This is a genomic window from Microcoleus sp. B3-A4 (assembly GCF_036705385.1).
In the GTDB taxonomy this organism is placed as follows: domain Bacteria; phylum Cyanobacteriota; class Cyanobacteriia; order Cyanobacteriales; family Microcoleaceae; genus Microcoleus.
The window spans coordinates 43345-58189 of sequence record NZ_JAUBUI010000036.1; the positions used below are offsets into that span (position 1 = coordinate 43345).

Sequence of the window (14845 nt, forward strand, 5' to 3'; positions counted from 1 at the left end):
TTCCCGATTTTCACTTTTAAACTTTCAATTCCAAATTTAAGGCTGTCAATATGCTGAAGTTGACTTACACTGAAACGGGCTTTAACCTGGAGCGTTTGGCTCAATCTCCCGAACAGTTAGTGGCGCTGCGAGTTGTGCTGGCTATGCGAGTTGGTCAAAGCATCAGCGTCGAACCGAGCACTGCGGCATTTTTGCTGCCCGCGAATTTGGAGGCGCTGTCTCTGTTGGAATCTGAGGCCCGCCGAAACGACAACGATGCGATCGCCCTTTGTGTTGCTGATGCTGACTTTGTAGAAGTGACTCTGCGCGGTACGTGGATTTCTGGCGCGTCTGAGGGGGCTGACGGCGTGTTTGCGACTGTGTTGGGCGATCGGGTGGAGTTCTTGCTGCTGAAACTCTGGCTCGAAACTCAGGCTGCTGCGGAGGTTGTTGGGGAAGTCGGCGATTAATATTTGATGTTGAACAAGGAAGAGGGAAGAGGGAAGAAGCAAGAAGGAAATATTTTCTTCCTCTGCCACTCCCCCACTTTCTCCCTCTTTCTCACTCGCCCACTCTTCCCATCTCCCCTCTGCCATAACAGACAATTTATATGCCTACCAGATGTGCTGAGCGCTCATTTTAGGGCGTATAAATTATGTTGAAGTAAATGCCCTTATCTTGCAGATTATCGCCTTTATCGCTAATTATCACCAAAGGAAGAGCGTAATCTATTCGCAGGTTCACCCGCTGTATCGGTTCCCAGATTACCCCCAAACCCACACCGGCTAAAAATGTCTGATTGGTTAATTTATTAGGATTGTTCGCAGCGTTCCACACCGTACCCGCATCCAAAAATGGAGCTAATTGAAGTTTGGGATTTCCCGAAGCATCGCGCTGCAAAGTAATCCGATCTTCGAGCGAAACTCTGAAGCCGTTATCGCCGGAACGGACATTTTGGCGGTAGCCGCGCAAAGATTGCCCGCCGCCAATTACAAATTGCTGCGAAGGCAACAAACTATTAGCTGACAATTGCAAGTCTGCCTGCAAAATTAATAAATGTTTGTCATTCAATCGCTGTACTCGCTGCACTTGACCCAGCCAACTAAAAAATTGTCCGTCTGGATCTGAACCTTCGTTTTGAGTAGCATCAAACAAGCTAGTGCCGATCGTAAATTGCGATCGCACGGCCCAAGCACCCTGCGGGTCGCGCCGAATGTAGTCCTGTCCCAGCTTAATTGCGCTCGTAGTGGTGACACCATTGGAGTCCGGGCCGATGCCAAAAGGAACAGGTTCGCCGGCGAGAAAAGTTCTACCTGTTTGATAAGTAAAACCGGCAGACAAGGCAAATTCTTCGATCGGCGTTCTCCGCAGCGGCTGGCGGTAACTAACTTCAAATAAATGCGATTTTCCCGAAATGTCAGCACGGTTAAAAGGTGGTTGTACGATACTGTTGCGATTCGGTGCCGCCCTCAATTGCAAAGTGCCGTTCATCGCATTTAGCGGCACGCGATAGCTGAAATCAAACACGTCTGAATCGCCGAGCGATCTATAATACGCCCCTGCCAGTTCGTCGCCATTTCCTGTTATATTGCGGTGCCGCAAACTAACTCCCAATCTTTCGGAACCGACACTGGGAGGAGAGTAATTGTCAATGCTGAAACTAGGTTGAAAGGGATTAGCTTCCGAGACTCGGACGATCAGAATGCTCTCGCCTTCATTATCCCCAGCCCGGAGACTGGCTTCTACATTGTCAAATAAAGGATCGACTCGCAGCAGCCGGAGTTGGTCTTCTAATGAAGCTGTGCTTAAAGGCATTCCGGCACCGAGTCGAATCCGGCTGCGGATGTAACTTGGATTCAATCTTTTAGTTCCTTCTACCTCAATTCGGGCTAGCTTGCCTTCAATCACTTGAATTTGGACTACCCCTGCGGTGATAGTTTGGGGCGGCAAGACTGCTCTCGAAGTGATGTAGCCACGATTGAGATAAATTTCGGTAATTTTGTCGGCGATTTGTTTGAGCTGTTCTAGGGTGGTAGAACGGCCTTCTAACGGGTTGACTAAGGCATTAATTTCGTCTTGGCTTAAAATTGTGCTGCCAACTACTTGAATTTTCTGCACCTCAATTGGTGTATTCGGCAGCGGTGGGGGAACTGGCGACGGGGACGGCGGCGCTACTGTGGGTGGTACTTGGGGAGGTTCTGGGGAAGGCTGCGGGGCCGGTTGCAGAAATCGATCGCGATTTGGATCGGGCTCCGTCGGCGGCGATGGCAGGTTTAGATCCCGCGGGGGTAGGTTCTGGGCTAAAACATGATTGCAATCTAGCTGGTTCTGACATTGGGGATCGTTGTCAACCAGATTTGTTTGTTCGGGCAAGATGCCCGCACCACAAGCAGTTCCATCGATTGTGGAACAGGCCTCTGGGCTGTTCTCGGCGGGGTTCGATTGTGTTTCTGGTTCAGGGTTGGTGTCGATCGAATCGGGAAACTGATTTAAGTTGGTTGCTGTTTCATCCTGCTTGATTTCCAGTTTTTGCAGTGCTAATACTTGATTGCCCCTATCTGCTGAGTTGTCAGCGGCGATGGGCAACTGAGAAATATCCTTTGTTTGGGATATAGCTTTATTGGCATAAAAGCAAGCCATCGGGAACCCAGTTAGAAGTGAAATTCCCAACCGAAATAGTGCAATATTTGCATTGGGGCGCATAATTAATAATTTCTCTAAAATAAGTTTGTCGGCTGCTTGACTATGCCAGTTTATCATTTAGTATTAGGCGAAATTTGACCATCAAAATCTCCACAGTCCGCCTTTCAAGATGGCAGAAGTCCGAACAGCCGATCGCTACACAAATTTTAATTTATTTAGGACGATCGACCAAACAACCCGCAACAGCCAAAAATCATCTGTGGCGCTGCCAAATACCGCCATCGAAACCGAGTTTTTCGTACTTGCTGCACCAGTCATACCATTTGAGATTTGAGATTTGGCAATGACTCGCCCAAAAACGGGTACCGTATCCCGAACGCTCATCAGTGTAGATCCTAAAATTTTAGACTCCTGTTCCTGCTCCCATATTCAATGCAGCAAGTAAATCTAAAATCTAAAATCTAAAATCGACTGACTGATGGCTATCACCGTTTGGGGCTTGCCTACCGTTGCATTCTTTTTAGAAACAGGTGCTGAATTATTTTCTTGTGATAGGCGTTAACTCACTTGCGACTAAGGGTTCTTGGGCTATTTTGCCGAGTTCGACTGAGTTCAACAGTGCTGACCACTTGATCGCTAAACTGGGATCGCTGGGAGACTCGATACGCAATTGAGCTAGAGTTGCCAGGTACTCGTACCAGAGACGCTGTTGGGCGAAGATGCTGAGCTTGGTGCGATCGTCGGGCGATCGTTCCAACTCTGTTTTCACGGTTGGGGCGAGTGCGGTGCGGTTGATCCACCCGGAAACGAGAACATCATCTGTTGTATTTTTTGGGTTGCATTTGATAGTAAAGTACCATTGATAGTTTTTGCCAACTTCCAGGGCTGGCGAGTTGTCGTCGGAGCCGAGGCTGACGCTAACGATACCTGCACGGCTAGTTACCATGCGAAAACTTTTTTTGTATACTGTTTTGTCTCTTTGGTCTGCTAACTCAAACTGAACTGTTTTGTCGAGGGGTACGGGAAGGTAGTAGAAAAATGTTGGCTTTGCTGATATGGTTTGCCCCATAGTTGATTGGGGAATCAATGCAGTTAAGGCAGTTGTGGCCGTGGGGCATTCTAAGCCGCGGGTTCCTCCCCCTTCACGCCTTCCCGGTACTCCGTCCTCCGGCGGTTGAAAGCTATTCCACGTGGAACCCGTTGGCTGAATGTTTGGTCTGCTTCCGCTGGATTCAGGGGGTTGAACTGTTTGCCAGTTGAGGGGTAGCTGCGGCCGTGACGGGCGCTGGACAATGTTTGCGCGGCTGTTGAGAGCCTCTGCTGGTATTAAAAAACTACCGGCGGCAACTGCCTCTAAAGACAGAATTAAGGAAAGAGCACCGATATTTAGAGCAGACTTCAAAGCCATGACGAACCTGCCTTTTGATGAACCTAGGAACTTTATCGCACGGTTTTATTCTATCCAAGGTTTTGACGGATATAGTAATCCGTTGTACTTAAATTTATATCTTCAGGCAGATACGATTATTTGGGTCGCTCTGATCAACATATAATTCTGTGTTGCGTTTGTCAGTGGTAGCTTAGTAGTTATACTTACTTTCATTCACGACAGCAGGTTGGGTTGAGCTTGTTAAACCCAACTTTGACAAAGACTAATATTCGGGTTCTTTTAACTCTAGCAAGAGGCTACAACGGGTCTTTTCGTAAAAACACCCGGTTGATGCGTCAATCCTGAATATCAGGAAACTCGGCAATTTTGCTGGGGAACCTCAAGCGATCGGCTACAAGTTACATATCAGGTTTTCTGTACAATACCGGCAAGAAATTTAGCATGAATCTCGATTCACCTGTTCTCTCGGACAAACAGCCACCTGGGCTGCGGATGGTAAGACCCATCGGAGTCTTGGCACTGCACGGCATTGCTTTTTTAGGAAATAGGTTGTTCGCTGTCGATCGCGCCGAAGGGCTGCTATTGGAGATCGATAGAGAAAGTGACAACACTACTGTTTTGAATCCTTATCAAACGGATAAGTTTGCGGGCGCAACGGGGCTGGCTATTTCGGAAGATACTCTCTGGTTTGCGCGGGATGAGGATATTTGTTGCTGTCGGGGCGCAATTCAGGACGGGGCGATCGCTGAACTCAAGCCGGAACATTTTGTTTCGCTTTCTTATCCTGCTGACGGGATTGCTGTTTGGAAATCTACGCTTTATGTCACTTGCCAGAGATTGGGTTCTATTCTGGTTTTTGACCTGAAAACGGGTCGGGAAATTACTCGGTTTTACGCTCCCGGTATTGGGGTAGAAAATATCACTGTCCGGGATGAGGAACTTTGGGTTTGCGACAAGACGGAGCAAACTGTTTACTGTTTGGAACGGGGAACTGGGGAGATTAAATTTAGTGTTTTGACTCCCTTTGAGTTGCCTTCTGGTTTGGCTTTTCATAAAGATTCCGAGACTGGAGAGGAGGTTCTGTACGTGGCTTATGCCGGGGATGAACTTTACATCCGGGACGACCCGAATTCGGAAGATCCTTTTCAGTTGACGAAGCGCGATCGCACTTTTATTCAGCCTTTGTCTTTTTACTACAATGAAGCTGACCGCTACGCTCTGTCAAACGGTTTTTTGATGGAAATGTCTTATGTGGAGGAACTGTCTCCTCTCGATGAGGTAGAAATCGAAAATTTGGAGTGGCGGATTGCTTTGCCTTCGGAAACTCACCGGCAAAAGGTAAGGAGTGTTACGCCTATCGGAATGCCTTTTACTGAGGAAATTCAGGAAGGGGAACGGGTGGCGGTGTTTAAGTTCGATCGGCTGCACCCCGGGGAACGCCGAATTTTTGGCTGGAAGGCTTTGTTAGAAGTTCGATCGATTAAGTATCAGTTGTCGCCTCGGGATGTCGAAAAGGCTCCGAAGCTGTCGCCGGAGTTTGCAGCTAAGTATTTGGTTGATAATGACAATTTGGCGATGGATACGGAGATTGTGCGATCGGCTGCTGTGGCTGCCATTGGCTCAGAAACTAATATTCTCCGGCAATTGCTGAGCATTCGTAATTTTGTTTACGATCAACTTTCTTACGGGATTAGGCCTCACATTGACACTCCCGATATTGTGCTGCGCCGCGGCATCGGTTCTTGTGGCGAGTACGTGGGCTTGTTGTTGGCTTTGGCTAGGTTAAACGGGATTGCTTGCCGCACGATCGGGCGCTACAAGTGTCCGGCTTTTGCTGACAGAAAAGGTGTGTCTCTGGAGCCGGATTTCAATCACGTTTGGCTGGAATTTTACATTCCGGGTTTTGGCTGGGTGCCGATGGAATCTAATCCTGATGATATTCAAGACAGAGGCCCTTATCCTTTGCGATTTTTTATGGGCTTGGCTTGGTATCACGTAGAAATTGGCAAGGGAATTCGGTTCCAACGTCTCACGAGCGGCGGTCTTCCTTTGAACAAGGAGGATGTTTCCGTGGGAACTCTGGCAATTAATCATGTGAGGTTTACAATTTTGGAAGATTTGCCAGCAGTTTGAATCGAGTGTTAACAATTAACAGTTAGCCGTCAACATTCAACTGTTAATTGTTAACATTTTTCATCTAAAATCGAAAGTAGAAAATGTAAAATCAGAGGAAGAGAGGTTGTGGAATTTTCGATTGCTAATATTCTAGTTTTAGTGGCCTTTGTACTGCTGGTGACGGTGACTGGCGGGGTCGCTTATTTGACTTCTGTTGAGTGGCGCGATCGCAGGCGGTTAGATAAGGCTAAACGGAAAAAAAAGTAGCTTTTTGCTGTTGACAAAGTGCATTTTTTATGATAAAGAACAACGCGATCCAACCAGGTCGCGTTGTTTTGTGATTTTAAATATAGCAGAAGCAAGAAGGAAGACGGAAGACGGAATACAGAAGACGGAAGAAGCAACAATCACAATGGCTTGAGCAATTTAAAATCTTCTAATCGGCTTGGCGGTTGCTATATTTTCACGGCAGGTAAAAGCAAGTTCGCTAACATAAATATTATAGGTTTGTAGTGAGGACTTGAGTTCTAGTAGTTTTATGAGGAGTCAAGTTCTCACTACCAAACAATTTGATTGCAGCCGTTCGTTAGCGAAGCCCTCGAAGAGGATCGCACATAAGATAATTCACCGGCAGGACGCCCGCGCCACAACAAATACACCACAACGAACACACAGGAAAAAAGGGATTTTGGAGTTGGTATTTTAAGTCCACTGTCTGAAAAATGTATTTTCTTGCCAAGCGGCGGCGGTGCGTTTTTCAAGTGCTGCCATTTCTGTTTCGTTCAGCGGTTTGAATGCTTGGGCGACTTTGAAGTTTTCTTCTAATTGCTTTACTGAGTCGGCGGCGATGACGCAGCAGTGCACGCCGGGAAGTGAAAGCGTGTAGCCCATTGCTTGGTGCATTCCATCTAAAACACCGTTCTGAAATAATTTGCCGTAAGCTGGTATTTTCATGGCTATGACGCCGATGTTTTTTGCTTTGGCTACTGGTAAAGCGCTGGTAACAAAGGAGCGCGGGTGATGTTTTTCGGCGGCGTTGAGAGAGATTAATGTTGTGTCGAAAGGATAGCGCTCCAAGCCTGCCACAATGATAGCAGGTTCGTGGTGTCCGGTGATGCCGGAAAAACGAATTATTTTTTGCTGTTTGGCTTCTTCGATCGCCTTTATTGCTCCTTTGGCACTGAAAATTTGGTCTAATTCGGCTTGGAATGAGACGTGGTGGAGTTGCCACAAGTCGATCCGATCGGTTTTCAATCTTTTGAGCGATCGCTCTAAGTCTCTCCACGCGCCATCTCTGTCTCTGGCGGAGGTTTTTGTAGCTAGGAATAGGCGCGATCGATATGGTGGCAAAATTTTGCCTAAGTTTTCTTCGCTGGGCCCGTACTCGGCCGCCGTGTCAAAATAGCGAATGCCTAGTTCGATCGCGCGTTCAATTTGCACCGCCGCTTCTGCTTCTCTTCCCGGCTGCGACAGCGGTGTTTGTCCTGCCCCCCCCAAACCGAAAATCGGCACTTTCACCCCGGTGTTGCCTAACACTCGTTCTGGCATTTTTACTGTGGCGGCCGCCTTGTTATTGGGTGCGGCTGCGATTTCCCGATCCTGCTGTTCGATCGCCTTAGCACCTGCAATGCTGCTGGCAACAGCTATACTGCTCAATATAAAATTGCGGCGAGTCTTTTTGCGGGTCATTGTTTCCGTCTCCTCAGAATATGTGAGAGAAATTAACCGCGTTTGTGTTGGCACAATACATAAATTTTTACTGCAAATCGGATAATTTTCCCCCTCTCCGAGGGAGGAGATGGCTGGGGGAAAATGATCTATGTGCCGATCGACTATTGGTCAATTATCCATGCGCGAATCAGTTCGTTTATCTGTTCTGGTACTTCGTCGTGGGGACAGTGACCAGCTTTGATAAAGTGTTCTGTTAACTGCGGATAGTGTTTGCGAAATTTGGCGCTTCTTTCTGTGGAGTTCATCCACGGATCGCCTTCTCCCCACAGCATTAGCAACGGGCAGGTTAATTGACTAAGTAATACGTCAATTTTTTCGCCTTGGGGTGTTCGGAATACGGAGGCGAATACTTTGGGGGCACCGGGGTCGCAGGAGGGAAGGTATATTTCTTCTACTAATTGGTCTGTGACGGCGCTTTGGTCGAGATAAACTTTTTCTAGGGTTTTCCGAATTGTCGATCGCTGGCGCACGTACTGGAACAGCAGAAAACTTGCCCAATCTTGCTGAAATAAAGTTTTAGCTACTGCAGATATGGCTTTTTGCAAGGGCGGGGCTTCGGGTGCGGGCTGCGGTTCGCTGAAGGGGCCGGCGCTGTTGATTAATATGAGTCCGGCTGCTGATTCGGGGCGCTGGGCTGCTACGCACAAGGCGGCGTAGCCTCCGAGGGAGTTGCCGGCTAGTACGGCGGGTCTGCCGATGATGTTGGTGATAAAGTCGTGGAGTTGGTCGCGCCAGAGGTCGCCGCTGTACTGTAATTCGGGTTTTGCCGATCGCCCGAATCCAATCAAGTCGATCGCCCACACTTCAAAGTCTTTGCTCAGCCCGCTGATATTTTTGCGCCAGTGGTCTGTGGAGGCTCCAAAACCGTGAATTAACAGCAGGGGAGGGCGTTCTGGATGCCGATCGCTGGATCGAACGTAGTATACTGAATGCCCCCGCCACTGCCAGTAAGTGCCGGCTATGGGGGCTGTGGTGATGGCTGGGGTTGTTTGCATGATGTAAAGAAATAATTATTTACTTTAACTATTGTATCGCGACGCTCAGATTTATAAAGTTTGGCATCCGCGCTGGGCTTCCGCTAGCAAAGGATTCGTGAATGTGAGCGAGTTGGGATCTGGCGATCTTCCGCACTCAGGATTAATAAGTTTTGTAACGAATATTGATTTTGTGAGGGGCGCAGCAATGGGAGGTGTTTGGCCCGATCGCATTTGGGAAAATAAATCGGGTTTTGGCTGCAACATACCTAGGTATGATGATTGTGCTGTGTGGCGGTAAGAGATAGCTCTGCGGCGATGGGTGCAAAGCTTGGCGGCGAGGGTCGAACCTGATTGGTGAGCGTTAAGGGATCGACTTTTTTATAGTTATTTCCGAGCTTTTCCAGGTGGGGATCGTTTGTTCAAGAGGTGTTGACGGCTTGGGGGATACAGCGAACCTAAGCGTTGCGAGTTGGCAAAAGCTGAAATCAAAAATTTCGTGGCTGGGAGAAGTTATAAGTAAAATTACTGATGGTTCTCTGCAGAAGTTTCTCAGAATCGCTGAATATTTTGTGACGTTCTTTGCTGTTCTTAATTGCTTTGATACTCTAATATAGAAGGAGAGCTGCGCCGCTCAATTAATTAGCATTTTGAATACTAGGGAGCCAACTATGCAGGGTGTGAACTTTATCCACCTGAAAGTTAGGGAGTTTTCTGAGTGATTGCTATTTCACCCCGTCCCGTCGGACGCAATTGGATTACGATTAGCTTCGCTTCTACTCTATACCTTTGTCCTATTTTGGATCTGCTCCTAGCAGAGGTGCCAGATTGCTGGCAAGCGGAATTGCGGTTGGGGCTTCAAGAAGCTTTGGTAAATGCTGCTAAGCATGGAAACAAATTAGACCCCGGTAAAACTGTTGGAGTCCGTTTTTCGATCGTCCAAAACCAATATTGGTGGGTGATATCGGATGAAGGTTCTGGCTTTAAAACCCCTTGCAGTTGTAACCTTTATACCGATGATTGCGACAGTCTCCTAGCAGATAACTCTGGACTACCTCATGTGGAACAGGAATGTGGTAGGGGGTTGTTTATTCTTTACCAAATATTCGATCGGGTAGAGTGGAATGCTCAAGGTACAGAGTTACGGCTGTGCAAAGAACTTTCCAGTCGCTACCGGCTGCCTCGCTTGCGCTAGAACTGCTATTTAGCAGCAGTTTTCACCTCAGCTAAACTGGGAAAATTTTTCGTTCTCGGGCTGAAGTTTGCAGTGAGAATTTGAACGTTCTGGCTATTGATAGCTGATCATAATGCAAAATGTGAGTTTTGAGTTAAAAAAGTATAAATTTTTTGAACTCACAATCGCGCTGCTCGATCGAGCGGCGCGATTGTCTAAGTTTTAAGCGACTACTCAAGCCAAAACTCAAAAGCGCCAAGCGTTACGAAGAACGAAACAATCTAATTATTTGCCGTGGGTGGGACAGGGAGGAGCAGATATCGATCGATCCAGCCATCCTGCTGCTTGATTTAAGCGCGGGAGAGCTTCTTCAGGCTGTTTTTTGAGCAAAAAGACCAAAGCGGCCGCAGCTTGCTCGCAGGCCCGCGCGGAACGGTTTGCTTTGAGGCGGTGCCAATCTTTTTCGTGGATGGCGAGGCGCGCGGCTAGAGCTTGGGCTAGTTCTACCGTGCTCAGCTCGTTGAGGTTGACAGTTTGGGTTGTTTGTGTAGTTTCAAGCATAGGTGGCAATTATAGGAATTTGGCTGCCGTTTCTGAATTTAAAAAATATACTGCATATAATAACAACTTAATTGGAAATCGGTTTTTTTTATTATTATTGTCAGGTTTGCAGATCGAAATGCCTCAACAGCCGTCAGAGTTAAATCCGGAAGAGCAAGAAAGCGAGTTTGTTCAAGCGCTCGCAGCAGTGGAGCGATCGCTCGCGGCAGTCAAAGAACGGTACACTCAAATTCAGGTCGATCGACAGCGCCAAGTCGAACTCGGCCATCGGCGCGAAGAAATCCGCCAGTCGGGACGCCGAAATCCATTGCCGCAACTCAAAAAAGAATTGCGGGAAATTGAGCAAGAATTGGAAACTATCGAGTTGAATTTAGAAAGCAGCCTATTTTCTTGGGGAAGCATAAAACAACCTTTTTGGCAAGCAGTTCGCTTTGGGGGACTCGGCATTTTGATCGGTTGGATTTTGAAATCCTATGCAGGTTGAACTATGTTGAGATTTATGATTTTTTTAATGAACCGCAGAAATTCACAGGCGGGACGCCTGTTCCACAGAGGACGCTGAGTCAGAGAAAAGAGAGAAATATGGTGCAAAATATTAAATAAACAGGAGTGGATGTCACTAACCCCACCCTAAAAGGGATGGGGCTTGAAAGAGGGAGCAACACCCGCTTCTTAATTCAAGACTAAAACAGTGTCTAGCCTGCGTCTTCAAGACAAACTGAGCCATCTGGGAGTGGTATCCCAACTGACGTTAAGAATACCTCCCTAGTTTTTAACCGCTCGGATGTGCCAGTGGCGAAGGGAAATACAAACCTAGAAATAGGACTTACCGTAAATGTTTGTTCCAGTCTTAGATAGCGAAAACAGACCCTTAATGCCCACAACTCCAAGCAGGGCAAAGCGTTGGATTAAGTCGGGCAAGGCGACACCATTTTGGAAAAAAGGAGTGTTTTGCGTTCGACTCAACATAGAACCATCCAACACGCACCGCCAACCAATTGCAGTTGGTATCGATCCCGGATCGAAGCGAGAAGCGTTTACGGTTAAATCCAAAGCGCATACTTATCTCAACATTCAAACCCATGCTGTTGATTGGGTGAAAGACCATGTTGAGATAAGGCGAAATATGCGGCGCGCCAGGCGTTTTCGCAACACGCCATGCCGCAAAAACCGAGCCAACCGACTGGTCAACAAATATCGACTGCCTCCATCAACTAAGGCGAGGTGGCAGTGGAAATTAAGGATAGCTAAATGGCTGACTTTGATGTTGCCAATATCAACTTTCGTTGTAGAAGATATCAAAGCCCGAACCTGGAAAAACGCACGCAAGTGGAATGTATCGTTTAGTCCGCTAGGAGTAGGCAAGCAATGGTTCTATGCAGAGGTTGAGAAAATCGCTCGTGTTGAAACTAAGACGGGCAATGATACTTATGAATTACGTCAATTGAGTGAACTCCTCAAGTCAAAGCAGAAGCTATCAAACAAATTTGAGGCACACTGCGTTGATTCTTGGGTGCTAGCTAACTGGTGCGTTGGGGGGCATTTTAAACCCGATAACACTGCATTGATAGAAGTAATTCCTCTTGAGTTTCATCGACGCCAGTTACACCGATTGCAACACGCTCCGGGTCACATCCGTTCGAGGTATGGCGGCACTTTGAGTGCGGGATTCAAACGCGGTTCAATCGTCAAACACCGAAAGTATGGGTTTTGCTGCGTAGGTGGCTGGCAAGAGTCGCCTACGAAGAAAGACCCAACTCGGAAAACAATTAGTTTGCACAGCTTAGGTACTGGCAAACGGTTGTGTCAAAATGCGTTGTCTGCAGATTGTAAGTTTTTGTCTTACAACTCGTGGCGCATTGCAAATTAATTGTAAAGCCGTCCTAGAAGGACGGGGTTTCACACCCATTTTTCTAATGACAAATCAACGAATAGCAGCAATTTTGCGCGCAGGTGAACCCGACGAAACTGTAACTGTTCAAGGCTGGGTTCGCACTAAGCGCGAATTGAAAGAATTTGCCTTTGTCGAAGTCAACGACGGTTCGGCGATGGCTAACTTACAAGTAGTCATAAATTCCGATTTGCCTGACTTTGAAAATGTACTGAAACAACTGAATACAGGTGCATCTCTAGAAGTGTCGGGAGTGCTGGTAGCATCTCCAGCAAAAGGACAGCGAATTGAGTTGAAAGCCTCACAAGTGCAAGTTTACGGTGATGCAGACCCGCAAACTTATCCGCTGCAAAAAAAGCGCCACTCCTTTGAATTTTTACGGACAATCGCGCATTTGCGGCCGCGCACAAACACCCACGGTGCGGTCTTTAGAGTCCGCAATGCTTGTTCGGCGGCGGTACACCAATTTTTTCAAGAACGCGGTTTTTTGTGGGTTCACACTCCGATTATTGCTGCTAGCGACTGCGAAGGTGCGGGGGAAATGTTTGCCGTTACCAACTTTGATTTAAAGAATGTGCCGCGCACTGATTCGCAAGAGGTTGATTATGCTAAAGACTTTTTTGGAAAGCGCGCCTATTTAACAGTTAGCGGCCAGTTGGAAGCGGAAGTTATGGCGCTAGCTTTCGGAAATGTTTACACTTTTGGGCCGACTTTCCGAGCGGAAAATTCTAATACTTCGCGACATTTGGCTGAGTTTTGGATGATTGAACCGGAAATGGCTTTCTGCGATCTGCAGGGAAATATGGATCTGGCTGAGGCGTTTTTAAAGTACATTTTTAAATACGTTTTGGAGCAGTGTCCGGAAGATATGGAGTTTTTCAACGAGCGCATTGACAAAACGGTTTTGGCTACTGCCGAAAATATCATTAACAATCAGTTCGAGCGGATTACTTATACGGAGGCGATCGCACTTTTGGAAAAAGCCGACAAAAAATTTGATTTTCCGGTAAGTTGGGGTTTAGATTTGCAGTCGGAACACGAGCGTTATTTGGCTGAGGACTTGTTTAAAAAACCGACGATTGTCAGCGATTATCCCGTCGGGATTAAAGCATTTTATATGCGTTTAAATGAGGACGAGAAAACGGTGCGAGCAATGGATGTTTTGGCTCCTAATATTGGGGAAATAATCGGCGGTTCGCAGCGGGAAGAAAGGCTGGATGTGTTGGAGCGGCGCATGGAAGCGCAGGGTATGAATAAGGAGGAATTGTGGTGGTATTTGGATTTGCGCCGCTACGGTACTGTGCCTCACGCTGGGTTTGGTTTGGGATTTGAACGGTTGGTGCAGTTTATGACGGGAATGGGGAATATTCGGGATGTGATTCCATTTCCGAGAGCGCCTTTGAGCATTGATTTTTAGTTGAGGATTGTTTGTAGTGAGGACTAAAGTCAGAGCGAGTTTTAGGAGGACTTTAATCATCACTACAAACACCTTCTTTTCCCATATAAAACATAAAATATAAAATATAAAATGGTATGAGCTAATGGTACTTCAAATCCGATCGAGTTCCAAAGCACCAACTGTCACCTGGGAAGCCTTACCAGCCGATTTTGTATTACCGGACGATCCTGTAGAAAATATTCAACAACCGCCCCTTGCTGCCGCTCTTACCGATGCTCTGGGAGCCGCTGGACGCATTCAATCGATCGCCCTTATTGGTTCCAATTTTGGACTGGTAGCGACAGTAAATAAGCAGATTGTAGTCAAAGCACCGGGGCTCTCCTGAACTTATGGTTATAAGTTTATCTAATCAGACCAGCAAGCTAATACGCGATTCCTAAAATTATTAAAATTAGAAAAACCATACCCTTGCCGCATTATCAACTTAATTCGATTGTTGATTCCTTCCATGACTCCACTTGTGGTGCGATGAAGAAAGTAGTTGCAAATACCCTCAAAATGATTCTCAATTGTTGATGCAGATTCTCTAAAAAATACTTGTGCATGATTTAGCCATTTTTTGATTGTGTTTTGCCCTTTTTTGACCGTCAAATTAGTCTCATATATTTCTCTAAATTTTTCTTTCATCTCATACGCAATTCGCAAACATTCGGATTTACCTAGTGTCAATTCTAATTTATCAATCTGAAGATGATTCAAATTTACTCGATTACTTAATAATAAATATTTACTTTGCCTATCTGTTATTCCGGCTGCTCTACGTAACTTATTTAAGTCTTTATTAACTACTTTCATTACATGAAAACGATCAATAATAACTTTGGCGTTTGGGAATACTTTTTTGATAACTTTAGGGAATCCTCCCCACATATCAACACTCACTTCCTCAACTTGTTCACGAACCTCAATTGGTTGTTCCATAAGGATT

Annotated in this window: 16 protein-coding genes; 9 read left to right on the plus strand and 7 right to left on the minus strand. The window is 46.6% G+C overall.

The features are described from left to right. Positions 1–50: 50 nt before the first annotated feature. Entirely contained in the window at positions 51–449 is a 399-nt protein-coding gene (locus tag QUB33_RS16040; RefSeq protein WP_333351571.1) for an alr0857 family protein, read from the plus strand. A 169-nt stretch (positions 450–618) separates the two neighbouring features. Here the strand turns inward: QUB33_RS16040 and QUB33_RS16045 are convergent, their stop codons facing one another. From QUB33_RS16045 to QUB33_RS16055, 3 genes are all read right to left on the minus strand, one after another. Beyond that, positions 619–2739, minus strand: a complete 2121-nt coding sequence (locus tag QUB33_RS16045) for a ShlB/FhaC/HecB family hemolysin secretion/activation protein (protein WP_333351572.1) — start codon at positions 2737–2739, stop codon at positions 619–621. A 78-nt stretch (positions 2740–2817) separates the two neighbouring features. Next, complete coding sequence (locus tag QUB33_RS16050; RefSeq protein WP_333351573.1) at positions 2818–3006, minus strand: hypothetical protein; 189 nt, start codon at positions 3004–3006, stop codon at positions 2818–2820. Positions 3007–3160: 154 nt separating this feature from the next. Further along, on the minus strand, positions 3161–4030 hold the full coding sequence (locus tag QUB33_RS16055; RefSeq protein WP_333351574.1) for a DUF928 domain-containing protein: 870 nt from the start codon (positions 4028–4030) through the stop codon (positions 3161–3163). Between the two features lie 423 nt (positions 4031–4453). Between QUB33_RS16055 and QUB33_RS16060 the strand changes: the two genes are divergently transcribed. Both QUB33_RS16060 and QUB33_RS16065 read left to right on the plus strand, forming a co-directional pair. Next, positions 4454–6145, plus strand: a complete 1692-nt coding sequence (locus QUB33_RS16060; protein WP_333351575.1) for a transglutaminase domain-containing protein — start codon at positions 4454–4456, stop codon at positions 6143–6145. A 108-nt stretch (positions 6146–6253) separates the two neighbouring features. Then, a complete protein-coding gene (locus QUB33_RS16065) occupies positions 6254–6394 on the plus strand; it encodes a hypothetical protein (protein WP_190660773.1) in 141 nt (46 codons plus the stop codon). Between the two features lie 435 nt (positions 6395–6829). Here the strand turns inward: QUB33_RS16065 and QUB33_RS16070 are convergent, their stop codons facing one another. Both QUB33_RS16070 and QUB33_RS16075 read right to left on the minus strand, forming a co-directional pair. Continuing rightward, positions 6830–7816 (minus strand): aldo/keto reductase, encoded by a 987-nt coding sequence (locus QUB33_RS16070; protein ID WP_333351576.1) that lies wholly within the window; start codon positions 7814–7816, stop codon positions 6830–6832. A gap of 143 nt (positions 7817–7959) precedes the next feature. Next, positions 7960–8853, minus strand: a complete 894-nt coding sequence (locus QUB33_RS16075) for an alpha/beta fold hydrolase (RefSeq protein ID WP_333185461.1) — start codon at positions 8851–8853, stop codon at positions 7960–7962. A 103-nt stretch (positions 8854–8956) separates the two neighbouring features. On the opposite strand from QUB33_RS16075, the gene QUB33_RS16080 reads away from it, so the two are divergent. Together QUB33_RS16080 and QUB33_RS16085 are read left to right on the plus strand one after the other, a co-directional pair. Further along, on the plus strand, positions 8957–9133 hold the full coding sequence (locus QUB33_RS16080; RefSeq protein ID WP_333351577.1) for a hypothetical protein: 177 nt from the start codon (positions 8957–8959) through the stop codon (positions 9131–9133). A 417-nt stretch (positions 9134–9550) separates the two neighbouring features. Further along, positions 9551–10027 (plus strand): anti-sigma regulatory factor, encoded by a 477-nt coding sequence (locus QUB33_RS16085; RefSeq protein WP_333351578.1) that lies wholly within the window; start codon positions 9551–9553, stop codon positions 10025–10027. 264 nt (positions 10028–10291) lie between these two features. Here the strand turns inward: QUB33_RS16085 and QUB33_RS16090 are convergent, their stop codons facing one another. Next, a complete protein-coding gene (locus QUB33_RS16090; protein ID WP_006631172.1) occupies positions 10292–10567 on the minus strand; it encodes a DUF6439 family protein in 276 nt (91 codons plus the stop codon). Between the two features lie 118 nt (positions 10568–10685). Between QUB33_RS16090 and QUB33_RS16095 the strand changes: the two genes are divergently transcribed. From QUB33_RS16095 to QUB33_RS16110, 4 genes are all read left to right on the plus strand, one after another. Continuing rightward, positions 10686–11051 (plus strand): DUF2203 domain-containing protein, encoded by a 366-nt coding sequence (locus tag QUB33_RS16095; RefSeq protein ID WP_333314790.1) that lies wholly within the window; start codon positions 10686–10688, stop codon positions 11049–11051. A 351-nt stretch (positions 11052–11402) separates the two neighbouring features. Continuing rightward, on the plus strand, positions 11403–12437 hold the full coding sequence (locus QUB33_RS16100) for an RRXRR domain-containing protein (protein ID WP_333351579.1): 1035 nt from the start codon (positions 11403–11405) through the stop codon (positions 12435–12437). A 46-nt stretch (positions 12438–12483) separates the two neighbouring features. After that, complete coding sequence (gene asnS, locus QUB33_RS16105; protein WP_333351580.1) at positions 12484–13875, plus strand: asparagine--tRNA ligase; 1392 nt, start codon at positions 12484–12486, stop codon at positions 13873–13875. 124 nt (positions 13876–13999) lie between these two features. Next, a complete protein-coding gene (locus QUB33_RS16110) occupies positions 14000–14242 on the plus strand; it encodes a hypothetical protein (RefSeq protein WP_333351581.1) in 243 nt (80 codons plus the stop codon). Between the two features lie 20 nt (positions 14243–14262). On the opposite strand, the gene QUB33_RS16115 is transcribed toward QUB33_RS16110, so the two are convergent. Continuing rightward, positions 14263–14845, minus strand: a 583-nt coding sequence (locus tag QUB33_RS16115; RefSeq protein ID WP_333351582.1) for a transposase, incomplete at its 5' end; no start/stop codon positions are given.

Bases quoted from the DNA above. Each gene is read 5' to 3' on its own strand.
- QUB33_RS16095 (WP_333314790.1), top strand. From the start codon at position 10,686: ATGCCTCAACAGCCGTCAGAGTTAAATCCGGAAGAGCAAGAAAGCGAG.
- QUB33_RS16070 (WP_333351576.1), bottom strand. From the start codon at position 7,816: ATGACCCGCAAAAAGACTCGCCGCAATTTTATATTGAGCAGTATAGCT.
- QUB33_RS16040 (WP_333351571.1), top strand. From the start codon at position 51: ATGCTGAAGTTGACTTACACTGAAACGGGCTTTAACCTGGAGCGTTTG.
- QUB33_RS16110 (WP_333351581.1), top strand. From the start codon at position 14,000: ATGGTACTTCAAATCCGATCGAGTTCCAAAGCACCAACTGTCACCTGG.
- QUB33_RS16045 (WP_333351572.1), bottom strand. From the start codon at position 2,739: ATGATAAACTGGCATAGTCAAGCAGCCGACAAACTTATTTTAGAGAAA.
- QUB33_RS16100 (WP_333351579.1), top strand. From the start codon at position 11,403: ATGTTTGTTCCAGTCTTAGATAGCGAAAACAGACCCTTAATGCCCACA.
- QUB33_RS16050 (WP_333351573.1), bottom strand. From the start codon at position 3,006: ATGAGCGTTCGGGATACGGTACCCGTTTTTGGGCGAGTCATTGCCAAA.
- asnS (WP_333351580.1), top strand. From the start codon at position 12,484: ATGACAAATCAACGAATAGCAGCAATTTTGCGCGCAGGTGAACCCGAC.
- QUB33_RS16055 (WP_333351574.1), bottom strand. From the start codon at position 4,030: ATGGCTTTGAAGTCTGCTCTAAATATCGGTGCTCTTTCCTTAATTCTG.
- QUB33_RS16060 (WP_333351575.1), top strand. From the start codon at position 4,454: ATGAATCTCGATTCACCTGTTCTCTCGGACAAACAGCCACCTGGGCTG.
- QUB33_RS16090 (WP_006631172.1), bottom strand. From the start codon at position 10,567: ATGCTTGAAACTACACAAACAACCCAAACTGTCAACCTCAACGAGCTG.
- QUB33_RS16075 (WP_333185461.1), bottom strand. From the start codon at position 8,853: ATGCAAACAACCCCAGCCATCACCACAGCCCCCATAGCCGGCACTTAC.